At 68.2% G+C, this 25,085-nt stretch carries 23 protein-coding genes; 17 read left to right on the top strand and 6 right to left on the bottom strand.

Annotation, left to right across the window (positions count from 1 at the left end; genetic code table 11):
- Positions 1–55: 55 nt before the first annotated feature.
- The 5 genes from BZF59_RS07820 to BZF59_RS07800 are packed head-to-tail and all read left to right on the top strand — an operon-like array spanning position 56 to position 5,477.
- A complete protein-coding gene (locus tag BZF59_RS07820; RefSeq protein ID WP_086607839.1) occupies positions 56–772 on the top strand; it encodes an N-formylglutamate amidohydrolase in 717 nt (238 codons plus the stop codon).
- Positions 773–813: 41 nt separating this feature from the next.
- Positions 814–2,535 (top strand): dihydroxy-acid dehydratase, encoded by a 1,722-nt coding sequence (gene ilvD, locus BZF59_RS07815; RefSeq protein WP_086607687.1) that lies wholly within the window; start codon positions 814–816, stop codon positions 2,533–2,535.
- A complete protein-coding gene (locus tag BZF59_RS07810) occupies positions 2,507–2,893 on the top strand; it encodes a hypothetical protein (RefSeq protein WP_143738125.1) in 387 nt (128 codons plus the stop codon). The genes ilvD and BZF59_RS07810 overlap by 29 nt, the downstream gene beginning before the upstream one ends.
- Positions 2,890–4,278 (top strand): NAD(P)H-hydrate dehydratase, encoded by a 1,389-nt coding sequence (locus BZF59_RS07805; protein WP_086607685.1) that lies wholly within the window; start codon positions 2,890–2,892, stop codon positions 4,276–4,278. The genes BZF59_RS07810 and BZF59_RS07805 overlap by 4 nt, the downstream gene beginning before the upstream one ends.
- Positions 4,275–5,477: a class I SAM-dependent RNA methyltransferase gene (locus tag BZF59_RS07800; protein WP_086607684.1), complete on the top strand. Its 1,203-nt coding sequence runs from the start codon at positions 4,275–4,277 to the stop codon at positions 5,475–5,477. The genes BZF59_RS07805 and BZF59_RS07800 overlap by 4 nt, the downstream gene beginning before the upstream one ends.
- Here BZF59_RS07800 and BZF59_RS07795 read toward each other — a convergent pair.
- From BZF59_RS07795 to BZF59_RS07780, 4 genes are all read right to left on the bottom strand, one after another.
- The gene (locus BZF59_RS07795; protein WP_086607683.1) at positions 5,474–6,262 is read right to left on the bottom strand and encodes a hydrolase 1, exosortase A system-associated; all 789 of its coding nucleotides are present in this window, start codon (positions 6,260–6,262) and stop codon (positions 5,474–5,476) included. The two genes, BZF59_RS07800 and BZF59_RS07795, sit on opposite strands and share 4 nt — an antisense overlap.
- The gene (locus BZF59_RS07790; protein ID WP_086607682.1) at positions 6,259–6,948 is read right to left on the bottom strand and encodes an alpha/beta hydrolase family protein; all 690 of its coding nucleotides are present in this window, start codon (positions 6,946–6,948) and stop codon (positions 6,259–6,261) included. Before BZF59_RS07790 ends, BZF59_RS07795 begins: the two co-directional genes overlap by 4 nt.
- 32 nt (positions 6,949–6,980) lie before the next feature.
- Complete coding sequence (locus BZF59_RS07785; RefSeq protein WP_086607681.1) at positions 6,981–7,277, bottom strand: acyl carrier protein; 297 nt, start codon at positions 7,275–7,277, stop codon at positions 6,981–6,983.
- An 89-nt stretch (positions 7,278–7,366) separates the two neighbouring features.
- Entirely contained in the window at positions 7,367–8,341 is a 975-nt protein-coding gene (locus tag BZF59_RS07780; protein WP_245806064.1) for a GNAT family N-acetyltransferase, read from the bottom strand.
- 20 nt (positions 8,342–8,361) lie between these two features.
- Here BZF59_RS07780 and BZF59_RS07775 point away from each other — a divergent pair, with 20 nt between their 5' ends.
- The 12 genes from BZF59_RS07775 (at position 8,362) to BZF59_RS07720 (ending at position 23,491) form a co-directional block, all read left to right on the top strand.
- Positions 8,362–9,903 (top strand): acyl-CoA ligase (AMP-forming), exosortase A system-associated, encoded by a 1,542-nt coding sequence (locus tag BZF59_RS07775; RefSeq protein WP_086607837.1) that lies wholly within the window; start codon positions 8,362–8,364, stop codon positions 9,901–9,903.
- The gene (locus tag BZF59_RS07770) at positions 9,900–11,126 is read left to right on the top strand and encodes a pyridoxal-dependent decarboxylase, exosortase A system-associated (RefSeq protein ID WP_086607680.1); all 1,227 of its coding nucleotides are present in this window, start codon (positions 9,900–9,902) and stop codon (positions 11,124–11,126) included. Before BZF59_RS07775 ends, BZF59_RS07770 begins: the two co-directional genes overlap by 4 nt.
- Before the next feature lie 197 nt (positions 11,127–11,323).
- Positions 11,324–11,965, top strand: coding sequence for an XrtA/PEP-CTERM system exopolysaccharide export protein (locus BZF59_RS07765; RefSeq protein WP_086607679.1), 642 nt, complete (start codon positions 11,324–11,326; stop codon positions 11,963–11,965).
- Between the two features lie 16 nt (positions 11,966–11,981).
- Positions 11,982–13,502, top strand: coding sequence for an XrtA system polysaccharide chain length determinant (locus BZF59_RS07760; RefSeq protein ID WP_086607678.1), 1,521 nt, complete (start codon positions 11,982–11,984; stop codon positions 13,500–13,502).
- Positions 13,503–13,515: 13 nt separating this feature from the next.
- A complete protein-coding gene (locus BZF59_RS07755; protein WP_086607677.1) occupies positions 13,516–14,529 on the top strand; it encodes an AAA family ATPase in 1,014 nt (337 codons plus the stop codon).
- A 2-nt stretch (positions 14,530–14,531) separates the two neighbouring features.
- Complete coding sequence (locus tag BZF59_RS07750) at positions 14,532–16,184, top strand: preprotein translocase subunit YajC (RefSeq protein ID WP_245806062.1); 1,653 nt, start codon at positions 14,532–14,534, stop codon at positions 16,182–16,184.
- Positions 16,185–16,200: 16 nt separating this feature from the next.
- The gene (locus tag BZF59_RS07745) at positions 16,201–17,376 is read left to right on the top strand and encodes an XrtA/PEP-CTERM system-associated ATPase (RefSeq protein WP_086607675.1); all 1,176 of its coding nucleotides are present in this window, start codon (positions 16,201–16,203) and stop codon (positions 17,374–17,376) included.
- A 4-nt stretch (positions 17,377–17,380) separates the two neighbouring features.
- Entirely contained in the window at positions 17,381–18,307 is a 927-nt protein-coding gene (locus tag BZF59_RS07740; RefSeq protein ID WP_086607674.1) for an XrtA system polysaccharide deacetylase, read from the top strand.
- Entirely contained in the window at positions 18,304–19,365 is a 1,062-nt protein-coding gene (locus BZF59_RS07735; RefSeq protein WP_086607673.1) for a FemAB family XrtA/PEP-CTERM system-associated protein, read from the top strand. Before BZF59_RS07740 ends, BZF59_RS07735 begins: the two co-directional genes overlap by 4 nt.
- Positions 19,365–20,585 (top strand): TIGR03087 family PEP-CTERM/XrtA system glycosyltransferase, encoded by a 1,221-nt coding sequence (locus BZF59_RS07730; RefSeq protein ID WP_086607672.1) that lies wholly within the window; start codon positions 19,365–19,367, stop codon positions 20,583–20,585. Before BZF59_RS07735 ends, BZF59_RS07730 begins: the two co-directional genes overlap by 1 nt.
- The gene (xrtA, locus tag BZF59_RS07725) at positions 20,575–21,582 is read left to right on the top strand and encodes an exosortase A (protein ID WP_086607671.1); all 1,008 of its coding nucleotides are present in this window, start codon (positions 20,575–20,577) and stop codon (positions 21,580–21,582) included. The genes BZF59_RS07730 and xrtA overlap by 11 nt, the downstream gene beginning before the upstream one ends.
- Before the next feature lie 13 nt (positions 21,583–21,595).
- Positions 21,596–23,491 carry an XrtA/PEP-CTERM system amidotransferase gene (locus tag BZF59_RS07720; RefSeq protein ID WP_086607670.1) on the top strand — a complete coding sequence of 632 codons (1,896 nt, stop codon included), beginning with the start codon at positions 21,596–21,598 and terminating at the stop codon, positions 23,489–23,491.
- Here BZF59_RS07720 and zapE read toward each other — a convergent pair.
- Positions 23,488–24,609 (bottom strand): cell division protein ZapE, encoded by a 1,122-nt coding sequence (gene zapE, locus BZF59_RS07715; protein ID WP_086607669.1) that lies wholly within the window; start codon positions 24,607–24,609, stop codon positions 23,488–23,490. The genes BZF59_RS07720 and zapE overlap by 4 nt on opposite strands.
- Before the next feature lie 4 nt (positions 24,610–24,613).
- The gene (locus tag BZF59_RS07710; protein WP_086607668.1) at positions 24,614–25,081 is read right to left on the bottom strand and encodes a PaaI family thioesterase; all 468 of its coding nucleotides are present in this window, start codon (positions 25,079–25,081) and stop codon (positions 24,614–24,616) included.
- Between the last annotated feature and the right edge of the window lie 4 nt (positions 25,082–25,085).

Genomic DNA, 25,085 nt, shown 5'->3' with positions numbered 1-25,085 from the left:
GTTCCTGCGGAACAGCTTCGCTGCCGACAAGCTCAGGGCGAACGGAGGTGGGGCTTTGACCGCCCCCTACCGCCAGATCGGCACACCCGTGCCCGGCGGCATCGTTTGCGTCGCCGACCACGCCTCGAACGCCGCTCCCGCCGACATCGACCTCAGTGTCCCCGCGCGATTGCTCCACGATCACATCGCCCTCGACATCGGCACCGAGGACATCGCCGAGCTGCTGGCGAAAGCACACGCCATCCCCGCTCACATCGCCGCGGTCAGCCGCCTCGTCTGCGACTTCAACCGCGAGGAGGACGCCCCCGGCCTCGTCCCCGAGGCGAGCGACGGGCATCCGATCCCCGGCAATGTCGGCGCGGACAGGGAAGCGCGGCTGAACCGCTTCCACCGCCCCTATCACACCGCGCTGGCCGAGTGGCTGGCCGCCAGCGAACCGGCGCTGATCCTCTCGCTCCACTCCTTCACACCCCAGCTCGCCAGCCGCGAGGAAGCGCGCCCGTGGCAGGTCGGCGTGCTCTACAACACCGATGACCGCGCCGCGCGGATCGCCATTCCGCTGCTCGAAGCCGAGGGGCTGAATGTCGGCGACAACCTCCCCTATTCGGGGCGCGATCTCAACTACACCATGAACCGCCATGCAGAGGCCGAGGGCCGCCCCTATCTCGGCGTCGAGCTGCGGCAGGATCTCACGCAGACCCCCGCCGACCACGCGCGCTGGGCCGCGCTATTGGCGGATGTTGCGCAAAGGGTTGCGTTGGCGCTCGCCTGACGGCAAGGGCATGTCGCAAATCGCTGTCTACGGGAAATCTTATGTCGCAGAAGTTTGACAAGTCGAAGCTCCCCAGCCGCCACGTCTCGGTCGGCCCTGAGCGCGCGCCGCACCGCTCCTACTACTACGCGATGGGGATGACCGAGGAAGAGATCGCCGCCCCCTTCGTGGGCGTGGTCAGCGCGGGCAACGACTCTGCGCCCTGCAACACCACCCTCAACGCGCAGGCCGACGTCTGCCGCGAGGGCGTGATCGCAGGCGGCGGCACCCCGCGCCGGTTCAACACCATCACCGTGACCGATGGCATCGCGATGGGCCACCAGGGGATGAAGTCCTCGCTGATCAGCCGCGAGGTGATTGCCGATTCCATCGAACTCTCGATGCGCGGGCACTGTTATGACGCGCTGGTGGGCTTTGCGGGATGTGACAAGAGCCTGCCGGGCATGATGATGGCGATGCTGCGGCTGAACGTGCCTTCGATCTTCGTCTATGGCGGCTCGATCCTGCCGGGGACCTATGACGGCAAGGACGTGACCGTGAAGGACGTGTTCGAGGCGGTCGGGCAATATGCGGCGGGGAATTGCCCGCTCAAGGATCTGATCGCGCTTGAAAAGGTCGCCTGTCCCGGGCACGGGGCGTGCGGGGGGCAGTACACTGCCAACACCATGGCCTGCGTGGGCGAGGCGATCGGGCTGTCGCTGCCTAACAGCAACATGGTCCCCGCGCCCTACCAGAACCGCGCCGAGATCGCGACCGCGGCGGGCAAGCAGGTGATGGAGCTGTTGGCACAGAACCTCAGGCCGCGTGACATCTGCACCCGTGAAGCCTTTGAAAACGCAGCTCGGGTGGTCGCGGCGACGGGCGGTTCGACCAATGCCGGCCTGCACCTCCCCGCGATGGCGAGCGAGGCGGGAATTGAATTCGACCTGTTCGACGTCGCCGAAATCTTCAAGACCACCCCCTACATCGCCGATCTGCAACCCGGCGGGCGCTATGTCGCCAAGGACATGTATGACGCGGGCGGGGTCTACATGCTGATGAAGACGATGCTCGAAAACGGCCTGCTCCACGGCGATTGCATGACCGTGACCGGCAAGACCTTGGGCGAGAACATCGATCAGGTCACCTGGAACCCCGATCAGAAGGTGATCTACGACGTGAAGACCCCGCTCAGCCCCACGGGCGGCGTGGTCGGCCTCAAGGGCAGCCTCGCGCCCGACGGGGCGATCGTGAAGGTCGCCGGGATGGCGCGGCTCGAATTCACCGGCCCCGCGCAGGTGTTCGATTGCGAGGAGGATTGCTTCGCCGCGGTCGAGGCGCGCCAGATCAGGGAAGGTGCGGTGATCGTGATCCGCTACGAAGGGCCCAAGGGCGGCCCCGGCATGCGCGAGATGCTCTCCACCACCGCCGCGCTCTACGGGCAGGGCATGGGCGAGAAGGTCGCGCTGATCACCGACGGGCGATTCTCGGGCGCGACACGCGGCTTTTGCATCGGCCATGTCGGCCCCGAGGCGGCGGACGGCGGCCCGATCGCGCTGGTCGAGGATGGCGATATCATCTCCATCGATGCTGAGGCGGGCACCATCGATCTCCACGTGGCCGAGGACGTGCTCGCCGAGCGTCGCAAGGCCTGGGCCCCGCGGGCGCATGATTACCAGTCGGGCGCGCTGTGGCGTTATAGTCAGACGGTGGGCAAGGCACGCTACGGCGCGCTCACCCATCCCGGCGCCAAGGATGAAACCCATGTCTTTGCGGATATCTAGCGCGATCGGCCTTGCGGCGATGCTGGCGGGCTGCAGCGCGGCAGACAGCCCGCCGCCGCCGGGGGACACCATCGAATGCGCCATCGGAGAAGGTACCGAACTATCGCCCGATTGTGTCCTCGAGCGCGTCTCAAACGATAGTTTCGTAATTCATCACCCCGGAGGCAGCTTCAGGCGCTTCGTTCGGATCGAGGAGCCTGGAGATCTGGGGCTCAGGCTCGCTGATGGTGCGGAGGTGATCATTGAAGAACGATGGCAAGGCGATGGTTTGTATCTTATTGCGCTCGAAGGCGAAGAATACAGGTTCCCAATCACTCTGCTGAAAGAGGGCGGTAGCGGGCCCGACCCCGTGCAGTGACCGCCGCGCAGGTTCTCACCGCCGCCCAAATGCGCGCCGCCGAACAGTCGCTGTTCGATGCGGGGGTGAGCGTCTCGGCGCTGATGGAGACCGCCGCGGGCGGGGCGGCCGAGTGGATCCGCCGTATCGCTGCCGGCAGGGCGGTGACAGTGCTGTGCGGCCCCGGCAACAATGGCGGTGATGGCTATGTTATCGCTCGGCTTTTACGCGAGGCGGGCAATGCCGTGACGGTCATAGCCCCGCTCGCTCCCGCGACCGATGCGGCGAAGGAAGCCAGGCGGCGCTGGAACGGCCCGGTTGGCACAGCGGGCGGCGCGCGTGGGGATGTCGTTGTCGATTGCCTGTTCGGATCGGGCCTCACCCGGCCGCTCTCCGCTGAGCACGCGCTGCTGCTGCGCGATCTGGCGGCGCGGCACCGCTATCGGGTGGCGATCGACGTGCCCTCGGGCATCGCCAGCGACAGTGGCGCGGTGCTGAACGAGCGCCTCCCGCATTTCGACCTCACGCTGGCGCTCGGCGCGTGGAAGTTCGCGCATTGGAGCCTGCCGGGCCGTGCATTGATGGGGCAGATGCGGCTCGTGCCGATCGGGATCGCGGCGGTGGAGGGCGCCGCGCAGCTGATCGGCCGGCCTCGGCTCGCGCCGCCCGCGCCCGATGCGCACAAATACACCCGCGGGCTCTGCGCGATCATTGCGGGCGCGATGCCCGGCGCGAGCGTGCTCGCCAGCCTCGCGGCGCAGCGCGGCGGGGCGGGCTATGTGAAACTTTTCGCCGAGACCTGCCCGGCTAATCTCCCCGCCAGCATCCCGGCGACAGGGGAGGCGCTGCCCGAGGCGCTTGGTGACAAACGGATCGGCGCGGTGCTGATCGGGCCGGGGCTCGGCACCGACAATGCCGCGCGCACCCGGCTCGCGCAGACAGTGGCGAGCGAGCACCCGCTGGTGATCGATGCCGAAGGGCTGCGCCTGCTCGGCAGCGAAATTTGCGAACGCAAGGCGCCCACGCTCGCAACCCCGCATGACGGCGAGCTCGAAACCCTCTGCCGCACCTTCAACGTGGTGGCCGAGGGGCGTCGCAACCGTGCGCAGGCTCTCGCACGGGCGAGCGGCATGGTGATCTGCGCCAAGGGGCCCGACACCGTGATCGCCGCACCCGACGGTCGCCTCGCGCTCGCGCCGCCTGCGCCGAGCTGGCTGTCGATGGCGGGTACGGGCGATGTGCTCGCCGGCATCGCCGTCAGCCGGATGGCGACCGGGCGCGACCCCTTCACCGCCGCCTGCGAGGCGGTGTGGTCGCACGGCGAGGCCGCGCGCCTGTGCGGCCCGGCCTTCACCCCCGAAGAGCTTGCGCAGGCCGTGTCAGAGGCGCTAGCGGCCTCACTGTGACCAGCGCAGACCCCATCATCCGCATCGCCGCAAAGGGTGACGGCGTGACCGCCTCTGGCCGCCATGTCGCAGGCGGCGTGCCGGGCGATCTGGTGGACGAGGCCGGCGCGATAACGCCGGGGCCGCATCATGTCGCGCCAGCCTGCCGCCATTTCGCGGTCTGCGGCGGCTGCCAGTTGCAACACGCCGACGATGCGGCGCTGACCGATTTCGTCCGCGACCGCGTGCTGAATGCCGCGAGCGGGCAGGGGATCGCGGCGGAAGAGGTGCTGCCGGTCCACCTCTCGCCGCCGCATAGCCGCCGCCGCGCGGGGCTTCACGGCCTCCGCACGGCGCGCGCCGCGGTGCTGGGCTATCGCGAGGGCGGATCGCACCGGGTGGTGGATCTGGCCGAGTGCCCGGTGCTGCATACCGCGCTGGCCGCGTTGACCGCGCCGCTGCGCGTTTTCGTCGCAGCGCATGGGCCCAAGGCGATGGTCGGGATCGACCTGACACTGGCCGACCAGGGGGTCGAGGCGGGCTTTTCGCACTTCCCGCTCGAAGGGCTGGGGCCGACCGAGGCCGCGCTCGATTTCGCGCGCGAACAGGGGCTTGCGCGGCTTACCTTCGATCAGGGCTACGGTGCCGAGACCGTGTGGGAGCCAGAGCCGGTGACGGTGACGCTGGGCGGCGTGCCGGTCAGCCTGCCGCCGGGGGCCTTCCTGCAAGCCACCGCCGATGCGGAAAGCAGAATGGTGGCCGATGCGGCGCAATGGCTGGCGGGCGCACGGCTTGTTGCCGATCTGTTTGCCGGGCTTGGCACATTTGCGTTTGGCCTGCGCGCCGAGAGCGGGCGCAAGGTGTTCGCGGTCGAGGCCGAGCGGGCGGCGCATCTCGCCTGCAAGACCGCTGGAGCGATGAGCGGCGGGCAGGTGCTGGCGCTGCACCGCGACCTGTTCCGCGCGCCCTTGCAGCCGGAGGAGTTGAACCGCTTCGATGCTGTGCTGCTCGATCCCCCGCGCGCCGGCGCCCGCGCGCAGATCGCCGAAATCGCGCGCAGCACGGTGGGGCGGGTGGTTTATGTCAGCTGCAACCCCTCAAGCTGGGCGCGCGATGCGGCGGTGCTGGTCGAGGCCGGGTTCCGGCTGAAAAAGCTGCGACCCGTTGGCCAGTTCCGCTGGTCAACCCATGTGGAATTGACCAGCTATTTCGAACGTTAGGCGCGCAAGCTCGCAAGAATTTGCGCTTCCAGCCAGTCACGGTGCTGCGGCTCGACGTAGGCATGGCCCGCGCCTTCACAGCGGCCAATGCGCGGGTCGGCCGCGTCCCAGCCCTCCTCGAACACCTGCGCGGTGCGGTCGGCGGTGGCGATCAGGATGCGCACCGGGCCGGAAAAGCCCGCAAGGCCCGCGGCCATCTCCTGCGCCAGACTGGACGGTGGCGGCGGCGGGCGTAGCGCGTGGACGATGCCGCGTCCCAGCTTGGCGAGATTCACCCCGCCGCTGACGAGACGCAGGATCTCGCGCGGATTGCCGAGCTTTTCGCGATACCGCGCGCGCAGGGCCGAAGGGGGCGGGGTGTCGTCCGCCGCTGCGCCTTCGCCCGGCTCGATCGTCCAGGGGTTGGACAGTATTAACCCATCGCACCCCGCGCCGCCTGCCAGCATCAGCGCCGAAGCCGCGTCGCAATTCCCGAAAGCGATCACCCGCGAAAGCTGCGGCACCATCGCCCGGAAAGCATCAAGAGCGGCGGCTATGTCTCTGGTGGAATTGCGAAAGCCGCGATTCTCGCCCTCGCTGTCGCCGATCCCGCGGCGGTCGAAGCGGAACACCGGGAAGCCTGCGCGGGCGATCCGCGCTGCAAGCTCAGCCTGTCCGCCGAAAGCGCCGCTGCGGATCTCGTTGCCGCCGCTCACGATCAGCAGGCCGGTGCTTGCCGGAGCGGTGTCGAGCGTGCCGACCAGCGTGAGGCTGCCGCAGCCGAAGGTCAGAGAAAGCCGCGTCATGCCGCTGACATCCCGACACTTTCGGCAATCAGCGCGGCCAGCCGGTCGGCCTGCCCGGCATCCTCGTCAGGCTCGGCGCGGAGCCACAGGCCGGGGCCGCCGAGCGCGCTCTGGTCAACGGCCGACTGGCCGGGGGCGAGAACCGGCTCGGCGCTTTCGAGCGCGCGGAACAGATCCGCGCCGATGTGCCATCCGCCGAGCACGAGCCCGCTGTTGCGTCCCGTCGCCATCAGACCTTCGCTCGTCTCGGCCAGACCGGCTTCGCGTGCGGCGATGATGCGCGCACGGATCATGCCGCGTAGCAGCTTCGGGCCCGATTGCGGCGCACAGTGCCACCCCGGCAGGCCCGAGGGTGCCACTAGCGCCCCAGCACGGATCGCCAGAACGTGGGTCGCCCGCAGCGCCTCGGCGGCTGCCATCATGGCTGAAGACCAACCGTCAAGTGTCTGATTTACTAGCGGCACAAGGCTTTCGTTGCAGCCGGGAAGGTCGGGCAGCAGGCTGTCGATCCCCGCCGCATCCAGCCGGCGCATCACTTCGACGGTAAAGCGCCGCAGCTTGTTGGCTTCGTCGAACCACGCCGGGCACACCAGCACCCGCACTGCGCGATTGCGGTCGAAGCTGACCAGCAATTCCTCCGCAGGCGCAGTGCCGTTCCGGGCCGGGGGATGCCAGGTTGCGATCACGCGAAAAGCACCCGCGCGGGCGTCACACGGGCCTAGGCCCGGCCAAGCTTCGCGCGGGCGAAGGCCAGCAGACCGCCATAGGTTTCAAGCATCTCGCCGTCGACATCGTCATCTTCTATCACGATTCCGAGGCGGTCTTCCATCTCGGTGAGCAGGCCCGCGACCGCCATCGAATCCAGTTCGGGCAGATGGCCGAACAGTCCCGAATCCGTCTCGAACGCCGCCGCCTGCTCGGGATCGAGCCCCAGCACATCGGCAATCAAGGCCTTCAATTCGCGCTCGAGCGCGGCCTCCTCGGCTGCGTTGTCGATGTTCGGTACGGTCGTCATTTGTGCCCAAATCCCTGTGACAGGCTGTGGCGGCGGGGCTTAGCCATGCGCGGGGCCGGGTGCAAGCATTGCAACCGATAGGGGGGCGTTCAGGGAGCGCCGCGCCGGACCAGCCGCTTGGCCAGCGGCATCCAGCTGCGCGGGTTTGCCGGGTCGAGACAATCGATGCGGAACCGCGGGCGCACCTCCTCCATCCAGTCAGCCTTGTAGCTTTGATCCCCGGTGCCGAAGTCGACGAGCGCGACCTTGTCGATGTCGATAACATGGCGGAACAGGGCAGCGGTAAGCGTGGTGCCTGCCGACAGCGGCTTGTGGCTCTCAAGATGCGCGAGCTTGTGGATATAGGCGATTGAATTTTCGACCGTCCAGCATTGTGCGGCCACCGCTACATCCTCGGCCCGGGCGATGCCCAGCCGCAGGCGGCCCGCCGCCCCCTCGGCCTCGGCAAAGGCGCGCAGCATTGCAGGCTGATCCTCGGCAGGCTTCCAGCTGGCGGCGTAGATCGCCTCGTAATCGGCCCAGACCTGAGCGTCGAAATGTGTCAGCACCTCGACATCGACCTTCTTCGCCTTGCGCTTCAGCGTGGTGCGCAAGGGGCCGGGGCGGGTCTCCCAATATTCGGCGAAGCTGCGGCCCTGCACGGGGAGGATGTGATTGATATCGCAGGGCTCGACCGCCACCTGCCAGCCGGCGACGCGGAAGGCGCGGGCAAGCCTTTCGGCCGATCCATCCTCGCCCGGCACGGGTTCGAGTGTCACCCGCCAGCCGCGCGATTTGAGCTGGCGTGCGATCGCCTCCAGCAGCCGGTCGCCCACAGCGCCCGCCGGAGCCAGCGCCCGCCAGGTGAAGCTGTACCAGTTGCGCAAGGGTGTGATCCGCCCCGCATTTTCGGTCAGGGCAAGCGCGGCGACCTCGGAACCCTCGCCCGCGACCGCGATCATCGGGGCAAGACCGGTCTCGGCCAGCAGCGCAAACCACTCCGCACGATCGAACGGCGCGGCATCTGCGGGGGCAGAGAGCGCTTGCAAGACCTTAACGCTATCGTGATACCGCGTTTCGATCACGTGAAAGAATGCTCCCGACCATGCCGCACCTGCCCGATCCCGCCCCGCAGCCGCTCGACCATCTCGCCGAACGGGCGGTGGCGGCGGGGCTTGGGGAGGCTCCGGCGCTGGTGCTGCGCGAGGGCACGCTTAACCACAAGCAGTTAAGGTTGCGTGTTGCGCGCCTTGCCGGGTGGCTGGCGCGGATGGTGCCCGAGAAGGGCGCGCGGGTGGCGAGCTGGGCGGCGAAGGGTGAACTCACCTGCCTGTTGCCACTGGCAGCGGCGCGCGCCGGGCTGGTGCATGTGCCGATCAATCCGCTGCTCAAGCGCGCGCAGGCGGCGCATATCCTCGCCGACAGCGGTGCGCGACTGCTTATCGGCACGGGATCGCGGCTTGCCTCGCTGGAACCGGGCGATCTGTCCGCCGGCTGCGCGGCGCTGGGCGAGGCCGAGGCGCTGGCGGCGGCCGAGGGGGCGGGGCTGGAACTGCCTCCGTCTGCGGCTGACCCTTCAGAACTGGCCGCGATCATCTATACCTCTGGTTCGACCGGCAGGCCGAAAGGGGTGATGCTGAGCCATGCCAACCTTTGGCTGGGTGCGGTAAGTGTCGCGCATTACCTCGGGCTCGCCAAAGACGATGTGACGCTGGCGGTGCTGCCGCTGTCATTCGATTACGGGCAGAACCAGCTGCTTTCCACCTGGTATGCGGGCGGGAGCGTGGTGCCGCTCGATTTCCTCTTCCCCAAGGATGTGGCCAAGGCCTGCGCGAAGCACGGCGTGACCACGCTCGCCGCGGTGCCGCCGCTATGGGTGCAATTGACCGAGATCGACTGGCCGGATGAGGCGCGCGCGACGTTCAGACGGCTCACCAACAGCGGGGGTGCGTTGACGGTGGAACTGGTGCGGTCCTTGCGAGGCCTGTTTCCCGATGCGCGACTGTTTCCGATGTATGGGCTGACCGAGGCGTTCCGCTCGACCTTTCTCGACCCGGCGCTGGTCGATTCGCACCCGACTTCAATGGGTAAGGCGATCCCCTTCGCAGAGATTCTCGTCATCAACGATGCGGGCGAGGTTGCTGCCAACGGTGAGGAAGGCGAGCTCGTCCATTGCGGGCCGCTGGTGGCGCAGGGCTATTGGCAGGCCCCGGAGCGGACCGCCGAGCGGTTCAGGCCTGCGCCTGCGGCCTCAACCTATGGCGGGATGGCGGTATGGTCGGGGGATCGGGTGCGGCGTGATGCGGATGGGCTGCTCTATTTCGCCGGTCGCCGGGATGCGATGATCAAGAGCGCCGGCAACCGCATCAGCCCGCAGGAAATCGAGGAGGCGGCACTCGGCACCGGTCTTGTGGCCGAGGCTGTCGCGCTCGGTGTACCCCATGCGCGGTTGGGGCAGGCGGTGCATCTGGTGGTGCGCGGTGACGAGGCGGGGCGCGAGGGTCTGGTGAAGCAGCTCCAGCGGGACTTGCCCAATTTCATGCAGCCGCAGATGATCCACTGGCGCGTGATGATGCCGATCAATCCAAACGGCAAAATTGATCGCAGCGCGTTGGCTGCCGAACTCAACAAGGAATTTGCTGCATGAAGCCCGTCGGCCCGATCCCTGCCGGATACGACACGCTCGGCGGCGAACTCGCCATCGGCGGCAGGTCCGCAAGCGATCTGGTCGCCGAGGCCGGACGCACGCCGCTGTTCGTCTATTCGCGCGCGCTGATGGATGCGCGCATGGCCGATCTGCGTGCGGCGCTGCCGCAGCGGGTGGGCGTGAACTACGCGGTCAAGGCCAATCCGCACCCTGCAGTGATCGCGCATATGGCAGGGCTGGTCGACGGCTTCGACATCGCCTCTTCGGGCGAGCTGGCGCTGTGCGTCGCCGCTGGAATAGACCCGCGCCGGATCAGCTTTGCCGGGCCGGGCAAGCGCGACGACGAGCTGGAGGCAGCGATCCGCGCCGGGGTGACGCTCAATTGCGAGAGCGAAGGCGAGGGGATGCGCGCGCTCGCCATCGGGCGGCGGCTCGGGATTGCGCCGCGCATCGCGATCCGGGTGAACCCCAGTTTCGTCATGACCGGATCGGGGATGAAGATGGGCGGCGGGGCCAAGCCGTTCGGGGTGGACGCGGACAAGGTTCCCGCACTGGCAAAGCGGCTGATCGGCGAAGGGGCGGAATGGCGGGGCCTGCACATCTTCACCGGCAGCCAGACCCTCAGCACCGATGCCATCATCGAAGCGCAGGCCAATGTGCTGGCGCTGGCGGGTGAGCTGACCGAGGCGATCGGCCATGGCTGCCCGAAGCTCAACATGGGCGGGGGGCTGGGTATTCCCTATTTCCCCGGCGACACCCCGGTCGATCTGCCGAGGGTCGGCGCGGCGCTTGCCGAGCGGGTGGTGCAGCTGCCGCCCGCGCTGGCCGAAACCGAATTGTGCATGGAGATGGGCCGCTATCTCGTTGGCGAGGCCGGGGTCTATCTCACGCGGATTATCGACCGCAAGGAGAGCCACGGAACGACCTACCTCGTCACCGACGGGGGTCTGCATCACCAGCTGGCGGCCTCGGGCAATTTCGGAACCGTGGTGCGCCGCAACTATCCTTCTGCGATTGCCACGCGTTACGATGCGGAGCCGACAGAGGAAGTCAACATCGTCGGCTGCCTGTGCACCCCGCTCGACCGGCTTGCCGACAATGCCATGATGCCGCGCGCCGAGATGGGCGATCTGGTCGCAGTGTTCTGTGCCGGGGCTTACGGAGCGACAGCCTCGCCATCAGCCTTTCTCGGCCACGGCCCGGCGGCGGAAATGCTGGTCTGACGGCGCCGGATCAGGCGCGCGTTAACCCCCGCCAAACCGCTGTCCCGTTTCGGGATGCAGCCTGATTTGGCTCTGTATAACTAACCAGTTGTTCACCATTTCCAGCGACAAGAACCCCGATATCCGGGCGGTTCGTGTCGCAGGTCGCTCCTGCATCGTGCACGGCCTCCCGCACCCGAATGGCCAAGGATCGATCAATGCCCCACCGTCTGCCTCTGAAGCACCTCGCCGCGCTCACTCTCGGTGCGGCCTTGCTTGGCGCCTGTTCGACAGGGGGCAAGCAACTTCCGCCCGCCAGCTACGGCGATGGCAGCATCGTGCCATCCGAAGAATACACCATCGGCCCGCTCGACGAGATCACCATCCACGTCTGGCGCAATCCCGAGCTTTCCGCCGACAAGGTGCGCGTGCGTCCCGACGGCCGCCTGACGATCCCGCTGGTGCAGGACATCCCGGCGGTCGGCAAGACCGCGACCGAGCTGCAGGACTACATCGCCGGCGAACTGTCGAAATATATCGAGCAGCCGATCGTCTCGGTGATCGTCAACACGCCGGAGGGCAACTTCACCCAGCAGGTGCGCATCATCGGCGCGACCCCGCAGCCGGCCTCGCTGCCGTTCCGCGCGAACATGACCGCATTGGACGCGATGATCGCGGTCGGCGGGCTGGGCGAATTCGCTGCGGGCAACCGCGCCAAGCTGATCCGCCTGAACCGCGAGGCGGGCACTCAGACCGAATATCGCCTGCGCCTGTCCGATCTGATCCGCAAGGGCGATGCCTCGGCCAACGTCATGCTCAAGCCGGGCGACACGATCATCATCCCCGAGAGCCGGTTCTGAGGGAGGCTGACCGGGCATGAGCGAGATCTTCGACGAGTTGCGCGCGGCGCTTTGGTCGGTGTGGCACCGCCGCTGGATCGCGATTGCGACCGCGTGGGGCGTGTGCCTGCTGGGGTGGCTGGTCGTGAGCATGATTCCGAACAGCTACGAATCCAAGGCGCGCGTCTACGTCAACGTCGAGGACTATCTGTCCAAGCAGCTCGGCATTGCCGGCAACAGCAAGGAACAGATCGCCGAGATCCGCCAGACGCTCTCCAGCGCCAAGAACCTTGAAAAGGTCATCACTTCGACCCGTCTGGGCGAAGGGATCACCGAACGCGGCGCGCTTGATGCCGCGACCGCCGAGCTTGAGAAGAAGGTCAAGGTGACGAGCGAGCAGGACAACCTGTTCGAAATCACTGCCACCATCGGCCGGAGCGATCTGAGCGATGCCGAGAACGCCGTGCTGGCGCGCGATGTGGTGCAGAAGCTGCTCGACATCATGCGCGAGGAATATGTGATCGGCAGCCGCACCGGGATCAGCACCGCGATCGGCGATCTCGACCGCCAGCTGGACGAGCGCAAGCTGGAACTGGAGCAGGCCGAACAGCGCCGGCTCGCCTTCGAGGCGCAATACCCCGATCTGGTCGGCGGGTCGGACAGCCTTTCGAACAAGGTGCAGCAGGCGCGCAGCGAGTTGCGCAATGTCGATGCCGATCTGGCGGCGGCGGAAAGCGGGCTGGCGGCGATTTCCTCACAGCTGGCGAGCACCCCGCGCACGATCGCGGGCGGCCCGCAGGCGACCGGCCCGCGCGCCGCGTTGCAGCAGGCCCAGACCCAGCTGGCCGAACTGCGCGCCCGCGGGCTGACCGACAGCCACCCGGATGTGGTCTCGACCACCAGGCAGGTCGCGATCCTCGCCAAGCAGGCGGCAGCGGCGGGCGATGACGCGGGCGGCACGCCGAACCCGGCCTATGCCTCGCTGATCGCGATCAAGAGCGAGCGGCAGGCGAGCGTCGAGGCGCTGCAGGCCCGCCGCGCCGCGATCCAGAGCAACTTCGCCGCGCTGATGGCGAGCCAAGCGAGCGAGCCTACGGTTGCCGCCGAAGCCAATCGCATCAGCCGCGATTACGACGTGCTGCGCCAGAACTACGAAAAGCTGCTGCAGGACCGCGAGGCGCTGCGCACGCGCGGCAAGGTTGAGGACAAGGCCAGCCAGTTCCGGTTCGACATCATCCAGCAACCCGGCGTTCCGCAGAAGCCCGCTGCACCCAACCGCCCGCTCCTGCTGCTGGGCGTGCTGATCGTCGGCCTCGGTGCGGGCGTGGCGGCGGCCTATGCGCTCGGGCAGCTAAAATCGAGCTTTGCGACGCCGCAGAAGCTGGAGCGCGCCTTTGGTCTGCCGGTGATCGGGTCGATCTCGCTCACCGTCTCGGACGCCGCGCGCGCAATCGAGCAGAAGCGCTTGAAGCAGTTCGCCGGGGCCTGCGCCGGGCTTGGCGCGATGTTCGTGATCCTGCTCGCGATCGAGGTCGTCTCGGTCGGGTCGGTTGCGTGAGGGGGAACGGACGATGACCGATCAGGGCAAGATCAACCGCGAGGGCGCAAGACCCGCGTCGCTGTTCGAACGTGCGGATGCCGCCTTCGGGCTCGATCCGCGCCGCGAGGGGCTGAAGCTGCCCCCCGTGCCGATCGACGTGCCGCCGGTGCCGCAGGCGCTGCGCCGCCCTGCGCCGCAACCGCAAGCCGCAGCCCAACCTGCGCCGCCAGCCTTCGCCAAAATCCCGCCGCCGCCGGTGGCCGAGCCTGCCACCCCCGAAACCGCTCCGGCCCCCGCGCCGCCGCGCGCGGTCGCCTTCTGCGGGCCTTCCGTCTCCATCGACCGCGAGACCCTGCGCGATGGCGGGTTGATCGTGCCCGAAGACACCGTCACCGGCCTTCTGGAAGAGTTCCGCATCGTCAAGCGCGAGTTGCTCGCCGATGCCCGCGCCGGAGCCAGCGCTCTCGCGCGGCGCATCCTCGTGTGTTCGCCGCATCAGGGTGAGGGCAAGACCTATTGCGCCGTCAACCTCGCCATCGCACTCGCCGCCGAGCGCGGGCTCGAGGTGCTGCTGGTCGATGCCGACGTGGTCCGCCCGAGTGTCACTGAACGGCTCGGGATCGAAGCCGAACAGGGCCTGATGGACGCGCTGGCCGATCCGGCGATCCGGCCCGAGAGCCTGGTGATCCGCACCGATATTGACGGGCTCTTCGTCCTGCCCGCAGGCCTCGCCAGCTCGCGCGATGCCGAGTACCTCGCCAGCGCACGCACCGCCGAGGTGCTCGACCGCCTCACCGAGGGCGCGCCAGACCGGATCGTGATTTTCGACACGCCCCCCGCGCTTGCCGCCTCGCCTGCCGCCGAACTCGCCCAGCATGTCGGCCAGGCGCTGCTGGTGGTGCGCGCCGACGAGACGAGCCGCGCCGCGCTGGAGGATGCGCAGCAGCTGCTTTCGGCCTGCGCGGATATCAAATTGCTGCTGAATGCCGCGCGCTACAGCCCCTCCGGGCGGCGCTTCGGCTCCTATGGCACGAAGGGAAGATAATCATGCGTTCCCGCTCCCTCAATCCGGCGCTGATTCTGGTCGTGCTTGCGGCAGCCGCCGGCAGCGCGCCCGCATTTGCACAGGCGCAGGGCAATCCCGGTCTGGGTGGCCAGCCCTCGGGCCAGCGCGGCAATCGCGTGGTGCAGCCCTATATCGAAGTCTCGCAAGTGGTCTCGGCCGAGCTCACCCCGGGCGATGACGTCGTCACCTTCACGCAGGTCGCCGCCGGGGTCGACATCAACGTGCAGGGGCGCAATTCGGGCGCGGCGGTCTCGCTGCGTTACGAGCGCAACATCGGCTACGGCGACGACAGCGTCGACACTGACACCATCAGCGGGGTCGCGCGCGGCACGCTGGCGCTGGTGCCGAACACGCTCAGCCTTGAGGCCGGTGCGCTCGCCTCGCGCAGCCGCATCGACGGTGGCGGCGGGGCGACCCCCAATCCGCTGGTGCGCGAGGATGCCGAAAGCCGGATCTACAGCCTCTATGCCGGGCCCAGTCTCAACACCCGCGTCGGCGTGGTCGACGTGCAGGGCGTGGCGCGGGTCGGCTACAATCGGTTCGAGGCCGACGATGCGCTGGTGACTCAGGCGGGCGATGCGGTCGACGTGTTCGATGAGAGCGTGACCTATCTCGGCCAACTGCGCGCGGGCGTTCGTCCCGGCGAGGTGCTGCCGGTGGGTTTGGCGGTCACCGCAGGCGGCTTTCAGGAAGATATCGACACGCTCGACCAGCGGGTGCGCGATCTCTATGTGCGCGGCGATGTGACGGTGCCCGTCAGCCGCACGCTCGCATTGGTGGCGGGTGCTGGCTACGAGGATGTCGAAATCTCCAGCCGCGATGCGCTGCGCGATGCGGATGGCAACCCGGTGGTGGGGGCCGATGGCCGCTTCGTCACCGATACGTCCGCGCCGCGCCAGATCGCCTTCGATGTCGATGGGTTGCTGTGGGACGTCGGCGTGCTCTGGCGCCCGTCATCGCGCACCAATCTTCAGGCCGCCGTTGGCCGCCGCTATGATTCGACCACCTATTACGGCACCTTCACCTACGCCCCCAGCCAGCGCAGCACCTTTGCCGTGTCGGCCTATGACGGGGTGAGCGGCTTTGGCGGCGTGCTGAACAACGGTCTGGCCCGGCTCGGCAGCGATTTCGAGGCGATCCGCAATCCCGTCACCGGCGATTTCGGCGGCCTTGTCAGCGGCACCGAAGGGCAGGCGCTGATCGGCGGCCTCGGCTCGGTCCGCGCGGCGGCCTTCCGCGGGCGCGGGGTGCTGGCATCCTACCAGCGCAACATGGGCCGCACCGTCGCTGCCATCGGCGCAGGCTACGACCGGCGCACCTTCATCGCGGCGGCGGGCACTGCGCTCGCGCCTGCCAATGGGCTCACCGACGAAAGCTACTACCTCACCGGCGGATTCTCCCGCCAGATCGGGCAGAGCGCGGACATTTCCACCAACGCTTACGTCAACTGGTTCGACGCGGCGGGGACGGGCAATGACGTGACCGCGCTCGGCGGCTCGATCGCCTACAACCAGTCCATCACCCAGCGCCTTGTCGGCCGGGCGGCGATTGCGGTCGATTACTTCGACAGCGAATTCACCGCCGAGGACTTCGCCTTCGCCACCGCGCTGGTCGGCCTGCGCTACAATTTCTGATTGGGACAAGCGGCTCATGTACGAACAATTCTACGGCTTCAGCGGACGGCCTTTTCAGCTGACCCCCGATCCGCAGTTCTATTTCGAGAGTGTCAGCCACAAGAAGGCGATGAGCTATCTCGGCTATGGCCTGGCGCAGGGTGAGGGCTTCATCGTCATCACCGGCGAGGTCGGCGCGGGCAAATCGACGCTGGTGGCGCACCTGATGGAGCGGATCGATCCCACGGCGCTGACCGTGGGGCAGGTGGTGACCTCGGCGCTCGACGGGTCCGAGATCGTGCATGTCGTAGCGCAGGCCTTCGGACTTCAGGTCGAAGGCCATGACAAGGCCGGCGCTCTGGGCGCGATCGAGCGCTTCCTGCAGGACGAAGCCCGCGCGGGTCGCCGCTGCCTCTTGGTGGTGGACGAGTGCCAGAACCTCGATCTGGGCGCGCTGGAGGAGCTGCGGATGCTCTCCAATTTCCAGCTCGGTTCGCACCCGCTGCTTCAGAGCCTGCTGCTCGGCCAGCCCGAATTCCGCCGCACGCTCGCGCACCATCCGGGGCTGGAGCAGCTGCGGCAGCGGATCATCGCCTCGCACCATCTCGAAGCGCTCGATAGCGGCGAGGTGGAGCATTACGTCCGCCACCGGCTCAGCCATGTCGGGTGGGACGGGCGGCCGTCCTTCGCCGAGGGGCTGCTCGATGGCCTCTACCGCCACACCGACGGCATTCCGCGCCGGGTCAACCAGGTGATGAACCGCTTGCTGCTGCTCGGCGTGATCGAGGAGCGCGAGGAACTGACCCTCTCCATGCTCAATGACGTGATTGCCGAGATGGCGGCCGATCAGAACCGCGGCGCCCGCGGCGGCAGCGATCTGCGCTCGGCCCCGGCTTCCGCGGCTCCGGCAGCCACTGATGCGCCCGAGGGCAGCCTGCCCGCAACCGAAGTCGCCGCGCTCTTGGCCGAGCGTGACGCGCGCACCGCCGAGCTCGAAGCGGCGATCAGCGAATTGCAGGCCGCCGGGATGAGCCAGCACGGGGCAGGGGGCGAACCGCTCTCGCCCGAGGACGTGCAGATCGCCGAAGCCCGGCTCGCCGCCGCGCTCGAACGGATCGAAGCCCGGCTCGAGGAGCAGGAGCAATCCTTCCGCCACGTGCTCACCATGCTGATCGAATGGCTCGAGGAAGACCCGTCGCGCAGGGCCGCCTGAGGCCATGAACGCACCTTTTCCCGACCCTTCCAGCCCGCTTCCGGGGATCGTCAACGGCCTGTCGGTCGATGTCGAGGACTGGTTTCAGGTCGGCGCCTTCGAAAATGTGATCGCGCGGGGCGAGTGGGATTCGATCAAGACCCGCGTGGAAGACAATGTCTACCGCGTGATCGACCTGTTCGCCGAGGCCGATGTCAGCGCGACCTTCTTCACGCTGGGCTGGGTGGCGAAGCGCCATCCCAACATGATCCGCCGCATCGTCGACGCCGGGCACGAGATCGCCAGCCATGGCTATGACCATGCGCGGGTGTTCACCTTCACCCGCGCCGAATTTGCCGAGGATATCCGCAAGGCGCGGGCCATTCTTGAAGATTGCAGCGGGGTTGCGGTGACGGGCTACCGCGCGCCGAGCTTTTCGATCGATGGGCGCACCCCCTGGGCCTTCGCTGAACTGGCCGAGCAGGGCTATGCCTATTCCTCCAGCGTCGCGCCGGTGGTGCACGATCACTATGGCTGGCCCGAAGCGCCCCGCTTTGCCTTCAAGCCGCTGCCGTGGTCTTCGATGATCGAATTGCCGGTGACCACCGCAATCCTCGGCGGACGGCGCGTGGCGGCGGGGGGTGGGGGCTTCTTCCGGGTGCTGCCCTATGGCTTTTCGCGCTGGGCGATCCGGCAGGTGAACCGGCGCGAGGGCCGCCCGGCGATGTTTTATTTCCACCCCTGGGAGGTCGATCCCGATCAACCGCGGGTGGGCCACGCGCCGCTGCGTTCGCGCTTCCGCCATTATACCGGCCTTGCCCGGATGGCCGAAAAGCTGCGCGATCTGGTGCATGAATTCCGCTGGGGCCGGATGGATCTGGTCGCCCACCGCGAGGCGGCGCGCGCCGAGCCGCTGGTGCTGCCCGAACGGGCCGAGGACGCGCTGGCATGAACGCGCCGGTGAAAATCGCCGAGGCAGTGCGCGCGGTCGATTTCGCCGATACCGCGCTGTTGCGCCGGATCGATGGCTTCGTCGCCGAGACGGGCGCAAGCTTGTTTCATCGACCGGCCTGGCTTGCGGGCGTGGCGGCGGGCTCCGGCCAGCGCGCTGCCGGGCTCGTGGCCGAACGCATGGGCGTGCTGACAGGCTGGCTGCCGCTCACCGAGGTGCGCTCGGCGCTGTTCGGCAAGGCGCTGGTGTCGAGCGGGTTCGGGGTTGGCGGCGGGATCATCGCGCAAGGCGATGGCACCGCGCAGGCACTGGCTGACGCGGCTGAGGGCCATGCCGCGCGCGGCGGCTTTGCCGGGATCGAACTGCGCGGCGGGCCCGTGCCGCAGGGCTGGGAGAGCTGGTCGGACAAGCATTGCGGCTTCGAACGCGCGCTCGCGGGCGATGACGATGCGGAACTGCTCGCCATCCCGCGCAAGGCCCGCGCCGAGGTGCGCAAGGGGCTCGGCTTCGGCCACCGCATCACGGTAGGTCGCGGGCGCGAGGATTTGACCGCGCATTACGCCTGCTACAGTGTCAGCGTGCGCAATCTCGGCACCCCGGTCTTCCCGCGCGGGCTTTTCCGCGCGATGCTGGAGGCCTTCCCCGCGCACAGCGACATCCTCACTGTGTGGCAGGGCGATCGGCCGCTGGCGAGCGTGCTCAGCTTCTATCACGACGGCGCGGTGCTGCCCTTCTGGGGGGGCGGCGTCTTCGAAGCCCGCGCCGCCCGCGCCAACGAGGTGATGTATTACGAGATTATGCGCCACGCCCGCCGGCAGGGCATGACCCGCTTCGATTTCGGGCGCTCCAAGACGGGGAGTGGGCCGTTTGCCTTCAAGAAGAACTGGGGCTTCGAGCCCGTACCGCTCACCTATGCGGCATGGACCGCGCCGGGCGCACCGCCGCGCAATATCGACCCCACCGATGCAAGCTACAGCCGGAAGATCGAGCTCTGGAAGAAGCTGCCGCTGCCCGTCGCCAACACCGTGGGGCCATGGATCGCGCGCGGGCTCGCGTGATGGGCGGCGTCCTGTTCCTCGCCCACCGCGTGCCGTTCCCGCCCGATCGGGGCGACCGCATCCGCTCGCACCATCTGCTCAAGGCACTCGCGCGGCTCGGCCCGGTCCATGTCGGCTGCTTCGGCGATGGCGATGCTGCAGCCGAACGGGCGCTGGCCGAGCTCGCCGCCTCGCACTGCGTTGCGCCTCGCACCAAGCCGCTGCCGCTAGCCGGGGCCGAGGCGGTTCTGACCGGCAAGCCTGTCAGCCTCACCGCCTTTCACAGCCGCAGGCTGGCGGCGTGGGTGCGGGAGACCATCGCGCGCGAACGGATCGACGCAATCGTCGTCTTCTCCGGGCAGATGGGGCAATATGTGCCCGATGAGTTCGCGGGCCGTGTTGTCATCGACCTGTGCGATGTCGACAGCGCCAAGTTCGAATCCTACGCCGCGGCGGGCGAGCGCCCGTGGCTCAACGCCCGCGAGGCGCGGTTGCTGGCACGCGAGGAAGAGCGGCTCGGCCAGCGCGCCGATGCGACGATCCTGATCTCCGAGGCCGAAGCGGCGCTCTATCGCAGCCGGCTTACGACGCCGGGCAAGGTCAATGTGCAGGTGATCGGCAACGGCATCGACGCCGCCTTTTTCGACCCCTCTGCGAGCGCCCTGCACCCGGTAATCGCGCAGCAGCCGCGACCGCATTTCACCTTCACCGGCCAGATGGACTACCGCCCCAACGAACAGGCCGCGCTGTGGGTGATCGAGGCGCTGCTGCCGCGCCTGCGCGCGCGCTTCCCGCAGGCGATGTTCCATGTCGTCGGGCGCAATCCCACCCGCGCACTGATGGCCCATCACGGCATGCCCGGCGTGCATGTCTGGGGAGAGGTGCCCGATGTGCGACCCTTCATCGCCGCCGCCGACGCGGTGCTTGCCCCGCTGCTGATCGCGCGCGGGGTGCAGAACAAGGTGCTCGAGGCGATGGCAATGGCCCGCCCTGTGGTCCTCACATCCGAGGCCGCCACCGGGATCGCCGCCACCGACGGCGCGCAGTGGCTCGTCTGCCCGCCCGACCATGAGGCGATGGCTGCGCGGATCGCGGGCCTGCTTGCCGACCGGGAGGCTGCCGACGCAATCGGCGCGGCTGCGCGGCGCTTCGTGCTTGATTTCCATGGCTGGGGGGCGATGCTCGCCCCGCTGGAGGGCCTCATCGGCAAGACGGCGGAGGGCCAGCGCCATGCCGCCTGAAGCCGCCGTCGCCCGCGCGCCATCAGCTGCCAGCGGCGCGCTTCCAGTGGCATGGCGCGGGCCGCTTGCCGCGCTCGGGCTCGCGGTCGCGGCGTTGATCGCCGTCACTGCGCAAAGCTGGGGGCAGATGCTGCACCAGTGGTGGAACATCGACACCTATAGCCACCTGCTGCTGATGCCCTTTGTCATCGCCTGGGCGGTGGCGCTCAAGGAAGATGAGTTGGCGGCGCTCACCCCGCGCCCCTTCGCGCCTGGCCTGATCGCGGTGGCCGCCGCGCTCGGCGTGTGGGGGGCGGGCGAGGCTGCGGGGATCAATCTGATCGCGCAGGCCGGGGCGGTCGGCGCGGTGCAGGCCGCGGTGGTCACCATCCTCGGCCTGCGGGTTGCGGCGCTCATCGCTCTGCCGCTGGGGCTGGCGTGTTTTCTGGTGCCCTTCGGTGACGAGATCATCCCGCCGCTGCAAACCATCACCGCCGAGATCGCCATCACCCTGACCCACGCCAGCGGCGTCGCCGCGCAGGTCGAGGGCATCTATATCGACACCCCGGCAGGGCTGTTCGTCGTGGCCGAGGCGTGTTCGGGGGTGAAGTTCCTGATCGCGATGGTGACGCTCGGCGTGCTGGTCGCCTTCACCCGCTTCACCCGCTGGCGCGACCGGGCGCTGTTCCTCGCGGCCTGCGTGATCGTCCCGATCCTCGCCAACGGGGTGCGTGCCTGGGCGACGATCTATGTCGCGCAGTTCGTCGGCGCGGAGAAGGCCAGCGGGTTCGACCATATCGTCTATGGCTGGATCTTCTTCGCCATCGTGGTCGCGGCGATGCTGGGCGGCGCTTGGCGCTTCTTCGACCGCGAGCCCGAGGATTATGGCTGGCGCGCCGAGGCCATCGCCCGCTGGCGCTGGCTAGCGCGCGCCGAGGCGCTGACGCTTGCGCCTTCGCGTGCGGGCCTCGCCATCATCGCGCTCGCCGCGATTGCCGCCTTGGCCGCGCTGCTCTAGGCCCCCGCCCGATATGTGCGGAATTGCCGGGATCTTTCACGCCGAAACCCCCAAGCCGGTCGATCCCGTGCGGGTCGAGCGGATGTGCGACGCGCTCGCGCACCGCGGGCCGGACGGGGCGGGGGTGTGGACCGATCTCGGCGTGGGGCTGGGCCACCGCCGCTTGTCGATCATCGACCTCGCCGGATCGCCGCAGCCGATGCATTCGCCCGATGGCCGCGCGGTGATCGTCTTCAACGGCGAGATCTACAATTTCCGTGCTTTGCGAGCCGAACTGGAGCAGGCTGGCTTCACCTTCCGCACCTCGGGCGACACCGAGGTTATCCTTGCGGCTTGGCAACGCTGGGGGCCCGATTGCCTGTCGCGGCTCGACGGGATGTTCGCCTTCGCGCTGTTCGACCGGGACAAGCGGCAGCTGTTCCTTGCGCGCGACCGCTTCGGGGTGAAGCCGCTGTTCACCGCCGCGCTGTCGGATGGCAGCATCGCCTTTGCCTCCGAGCTAAAGGGCCTGCTCGCGCATCCGCTGCTGCGCCGCCGGATCGATCCGCGCGCGGTGGAGGCCTACATGGCGTGGGGCTACGTCCCCGACACGCATTCGATCCTGACAGGCGTCGAGAAGCTCCCCGCCGGCCACTTCCGGCTGCTGGAGCAGGGCAAGGCCCCGGGCCGTCCGCAGCGCTGGTGGGACATGGATTTCACTTCGCGCGAGAAGGGCAGCGAGGCCGACCTTTCGGCGCAGTTGGTTCACCTTTTGCGAGAGGGCGTGCGTTCGCGCATGGTCGCTGACGTGCCGCTGGGAGCATTCCTTTCGGGCGGCGTGGACAGCTCAGGCGTAGTGGCGCTGATGAGCGAGGCCAGCGCGTCGCCGGTGCAGACCTGCTCGATCGGCTTCGATGTCGCCGCCTATGACGAGACATCCTATGCCCGTCAGGTCGCGGCGAAGTTCGGCGCGGATCATGCCGAGCGGATCGTCGCGACCGACGATTTCTCGGCCATCGACCAGCTTGCCGCGATGTTCGATGAGCCCTTCGCCGATGCCTCGGCGCTACCGACATGGCGCGTGTGCCAGCTCGCGCGCGAGCGGGTGACGGTCGCGCTCTCGGGCGACGGGGCGGACGAGGCCTTCGGCGGCTATCGGCGGCAGGTGTTCCACCATCACGAGGAACGTGCGCGTAGCATTTTGCCTGCTGGCCTGCGCGCCCCGCTGTTCGGTGCTCTTGGCCGCGCCTGGCCCAAGGCCGACTGGGCCCCGCGCCCGCTCCGCGCCAAGGCCACCCTTCTGGCGTTGGCCGAGAGCGGCGAGGAGGGCTATGCGCGCGGCCTTTCCGTGACGCTGCCGGATGCGCGGCGGGCGCTCTATTCGGACAGCTTCGCCGCCAGCCTCGACGGTTTCCGCGCCGAGGACGAACTGATCGCGCTGATGCGCGCCGCGCCAGGCCGCTCCGGGCTCGACCGGGCCCAATATGCCGACCTGATGTTCTGGATGCCCGGCGACATCCTCACCAAGGTCGACCGCACCAGCATGGCGGTGAGCCTTGAGGCGCGCGAGCCGCTGCTCGATCACCGCTTGGTGGAATTCGCCGCGCGACTGCCCGAAGGGATGCGAGTGAAGGGCGGCACGGGCAAATATCTGCTCAAGAAATCGCTCGAACGCTACCTGCCCAGCGACATCCTCTACCGGCCCAAGCAGGGCTTCGTCACCCCGATCGCCGAGTGGCTCAGGGGCCCGCTTGCCGGGGCCTCACGGGGGATCGCCTCGGGCAGTCTGGCGCAAACCGGGTTCTTCGATGCGAAGGCCATCGCCGCGCTGGCCGAGGCGCATATCGCAGGTCGCGCGGATCATTCGCGAACCCTGTGGCAGCTGTTGATGCTGGAGAAGTCGCTCGGCCAGCTGGGCGTCAGCGGCTAGTCTTCCGCCCCGTGGCCGAGCGCCATGTAGGCCTCGCTCTGCATCTCATTCAGACGGCTGACCGTGCGGGCGAATTCGAAGGCGCCGTCGCCCGCCTGATAGAGCTCTTCGGGCGCTGCGGCGGCGGTGACGAACAGCTTCACACGGTGTTCGTAAAGCGCGTCGATCAGCTTTGTGAAGCGGATCGCCTCGTTGCGGTTCTCCGGGCCCATACGCGGGATGCCGACGAGGATTACGGTATGGAACGCCCGCGCGATGGCGAGGTAATCGGCGGCCCCGCGGTTGGCAGCGCACAGCTTCTTGAAGCTGAACACGCCCACGCCCTTCAGGCACTTGGGCACGTGCAGCGTCCGCCCGCCGCCGAGGTCGAGCTCGCCGCTCGGCACGTGGGCGGCATCGTCGGGGTCGAAGTCGGTGAGGCGGAAGAAGGCCTCGCGCACCTGTGCCGTGGCCGCAACGCCCATCGGCGCGTGCCAAGTGGCAAGATCGCCGATCCGGTCGAGCCGGTAGTCGGTCGGCCCGTTCAGGCTCAGCACATCCATGCGCGCCTCGACCAGATCGATGAAGGGCAGGAACAGCGAGCGGTTGAGCCCGTCCTTGTAGAGGTCGCGCGGGGGCCGGTTGGAGGTGGTGACGATCACTGTGCCGGTTTCGATCAGTGTCTTGAAGAAGCGCCCCATGATCGCCGCATCGGCTGTGTTGTTCACGACCATCTCGTCAAAGGCGAGGCAACGGACCTGCTCCGTCATGCGAAGAGCTACGGCCATCAGCGGGTCCTGACGTTTCGCCTTTCGCGCTTCTGCGACCAGACGGTCGACCTCCAGCATGAAGGCGTGGAAATGGACCCGGCGCTTGTGTTCGATGCCGAGGGTATCGACAAACAAGTCCATTAACATCGATTTACCGCGACCCACGCCGCCCCACAGGTAGACACCGCGCGGGTCGGTCGATGCGGGGGCAGTCCCGGTGAGGCGGGCGATCAGCCCGCGCTTGGGCCGCGGCGCTTCGAGTTCGTCCTGCAACCGCGCCAGCCGCTCGGCGGCTGCGCGCTGGTCTGCGTCGGCGCGCAGCTCTCCGCTGGCGATCAGCGCGTCGTAGCGGGCGAGCAATCCCGGCACAGCGTCAGGCTTGGGCGCGCGGCTGCATCTTGCGCACGATGCCCGAGAAGCTGGCGACGACATCCTCGTCTTGCACCACCATCCCGCGCACAAACACCAGCTTGCCGGTTTCGCGCACGATCTCGGTCACGGCGTCGAGCGGCCGCTCGGGATCGCCGCCGCCGACGAACTGGGTCGAAAGCTCGAGCGTTACCGAGGGGCCGGCATTGCCGGTGCCGATCCGGTGCATCGTCACGAACAGCGAAATGTCGATCAGCGATAGCGTGATCGCGCCGTGGATCACGCCTTGCAGGTTGGTGTGCCGACGCTCGGGAAACATGCGCAGGCGCGCCTTCCCATCTTCATCGACGCGGGTGATGAGCTTGCCCATGACCGCGCCGTTGAACAGCGTTTCGTCCTTCAGATCCCAGCGGTGCCAGCCGGGATTGTCCGGGCACGGCCCGTGTTCGAACACCTCGTCCTTGAAACTCACCGGA

Origin of the sequence: Erythrobacter donghaensis (assembly GCF_002155425.1) — a bacterium.
GTDB lineage: Bacteria > Pseudomonadota > Alphaproteobacteria > Sphingomonadales > Sphingomonadaceae > Erythrobacter > Erythrobacter donghaensis.
This window is presented reverse-complemented; position numbering and strand designations above follow the sequence as displayed.

What these genes read in the sequence shown, in the direction of transcription:
- BZF59_RS07745 (WP_086607675.1), top strand. Translation starts at nt 16,201, where the DNA reads ATGTACGAACAATTCTACGGCTTCAGCGGACGGCCTTTTCAGCTGACC.
- BZF59_RS07720 (WP_086607670.1), top strand. Translation starts at nt 21,596, where the DNA reads ATGTGCGGAATTGCCGGGATCTTTCACGCCGAAACCCCCAAGCCGGTC.
- BZF59_RS07765 (WP_086607679.1), top strand. Translation starts at nt 11,324, where the DNA reads ATGCCCCACCGTCTGCCTCTGAAGCACCTCGCCGCGCTCACTCTCGGT.
- BZF59_RS07735 (WP_086607673.1), top strand. Translation starts at nt 18,304, where the DNA reads ATGAACGCGCCGGTGAAAATCGCCGAGGCAGTGCGCGCGGTCGATTTC.
- BZF59_RS07795 (WP_086607683.1), bottom strand. Translation starts at nt 6,262, where the DNA reads ATGACGCGGCTTTCTCTGACCTTCGGCTGCGGCAGCCTCACGCTGGTC.
- ilvD (WP_086607687.1), top strand. Translation starts at nt 814, where the DNA reads ATGTCGCAGAAGTTTGACAAGTCGAAGCTCCCCAGCCGCCACGTCTCG.
- BZF59_RS07810 (WP_143738125.1), top strand. Translation starts at nt 2,507, where the DNA reads ATGAAACCCATGTCTTTGCGGATATCTAGCGCGATCGGCCTTGCGGCG.
- xrtA (WP_086607671.1), top strand. Translation starts at nt 20,575, where the DNA reads ATGCCGCCTGAAGCCGCCGTCGCCCGCGCGCCATCAGCTGCCAGCGGC.
- BZF59_RS07775 (WP_086607837.1), top strand. Translation starts at nt 8,362, where the DNA reads ATGCCGCACCTGCCCGATCCCGCCCCGCAGCCGCTCGACCATCTCGCC.
- BZF59_RS07755 (WP_086607677.1), top strand. Translation starts at nt 13,516, where the DNA reads ATGACCGATCAGGGCAAGATCAACCGCGAGGGCGCAAGACCCGCGTCG.
- BZF59_RS07785 (WP_086607681.1), bottom strand. Translation starts at nt 7,277, where the DNA reads ATGACGACCGTACCGAACATCGACAACGCAGCCGAGGAGGCCGCGCTC.
- BZF59_RS07730 (WP_086607672.1), top strand. Translation starts at nt 19,365, where the DNA reads ATGGGCGGCGTCCTGTTCCTCGCCCACCGCGTGCCGTTCCCGCCCGAT.
- BZF59_RS07740 (WP_086607674.1), top strand. Translation starts at nt 17,381, where the DNA reads ATGAACGCACCTTTTCCCGACCCTTCCAGCCCGCTTCCGGGGATCGTC.
- BZF59_RS07750 (WP_245806062.1), top strand. Translation starts at nt 14,532, where the DNA reads ATGCGTTCCCGCTCCCTCAATCCGGCGCTGATTCTGGTCGTGCTTGCG.
- BZF59_RS07760 (WP_086607678.1), top strand. Translation starts at nt 11,982, where the DNA reads ATGAGCGAGATCTTCGACGAGTTGCGCGCGGCGCTTTGGTCGGTGTGG.
- BZF59_RS07770 (WP_086607680.1), top strand. Translation starts at nt 9,900, where the DNA reads ATGAAGCCCGTCGGCCCGATCCCTGCCGGATACGACACGCTCGGCGGC.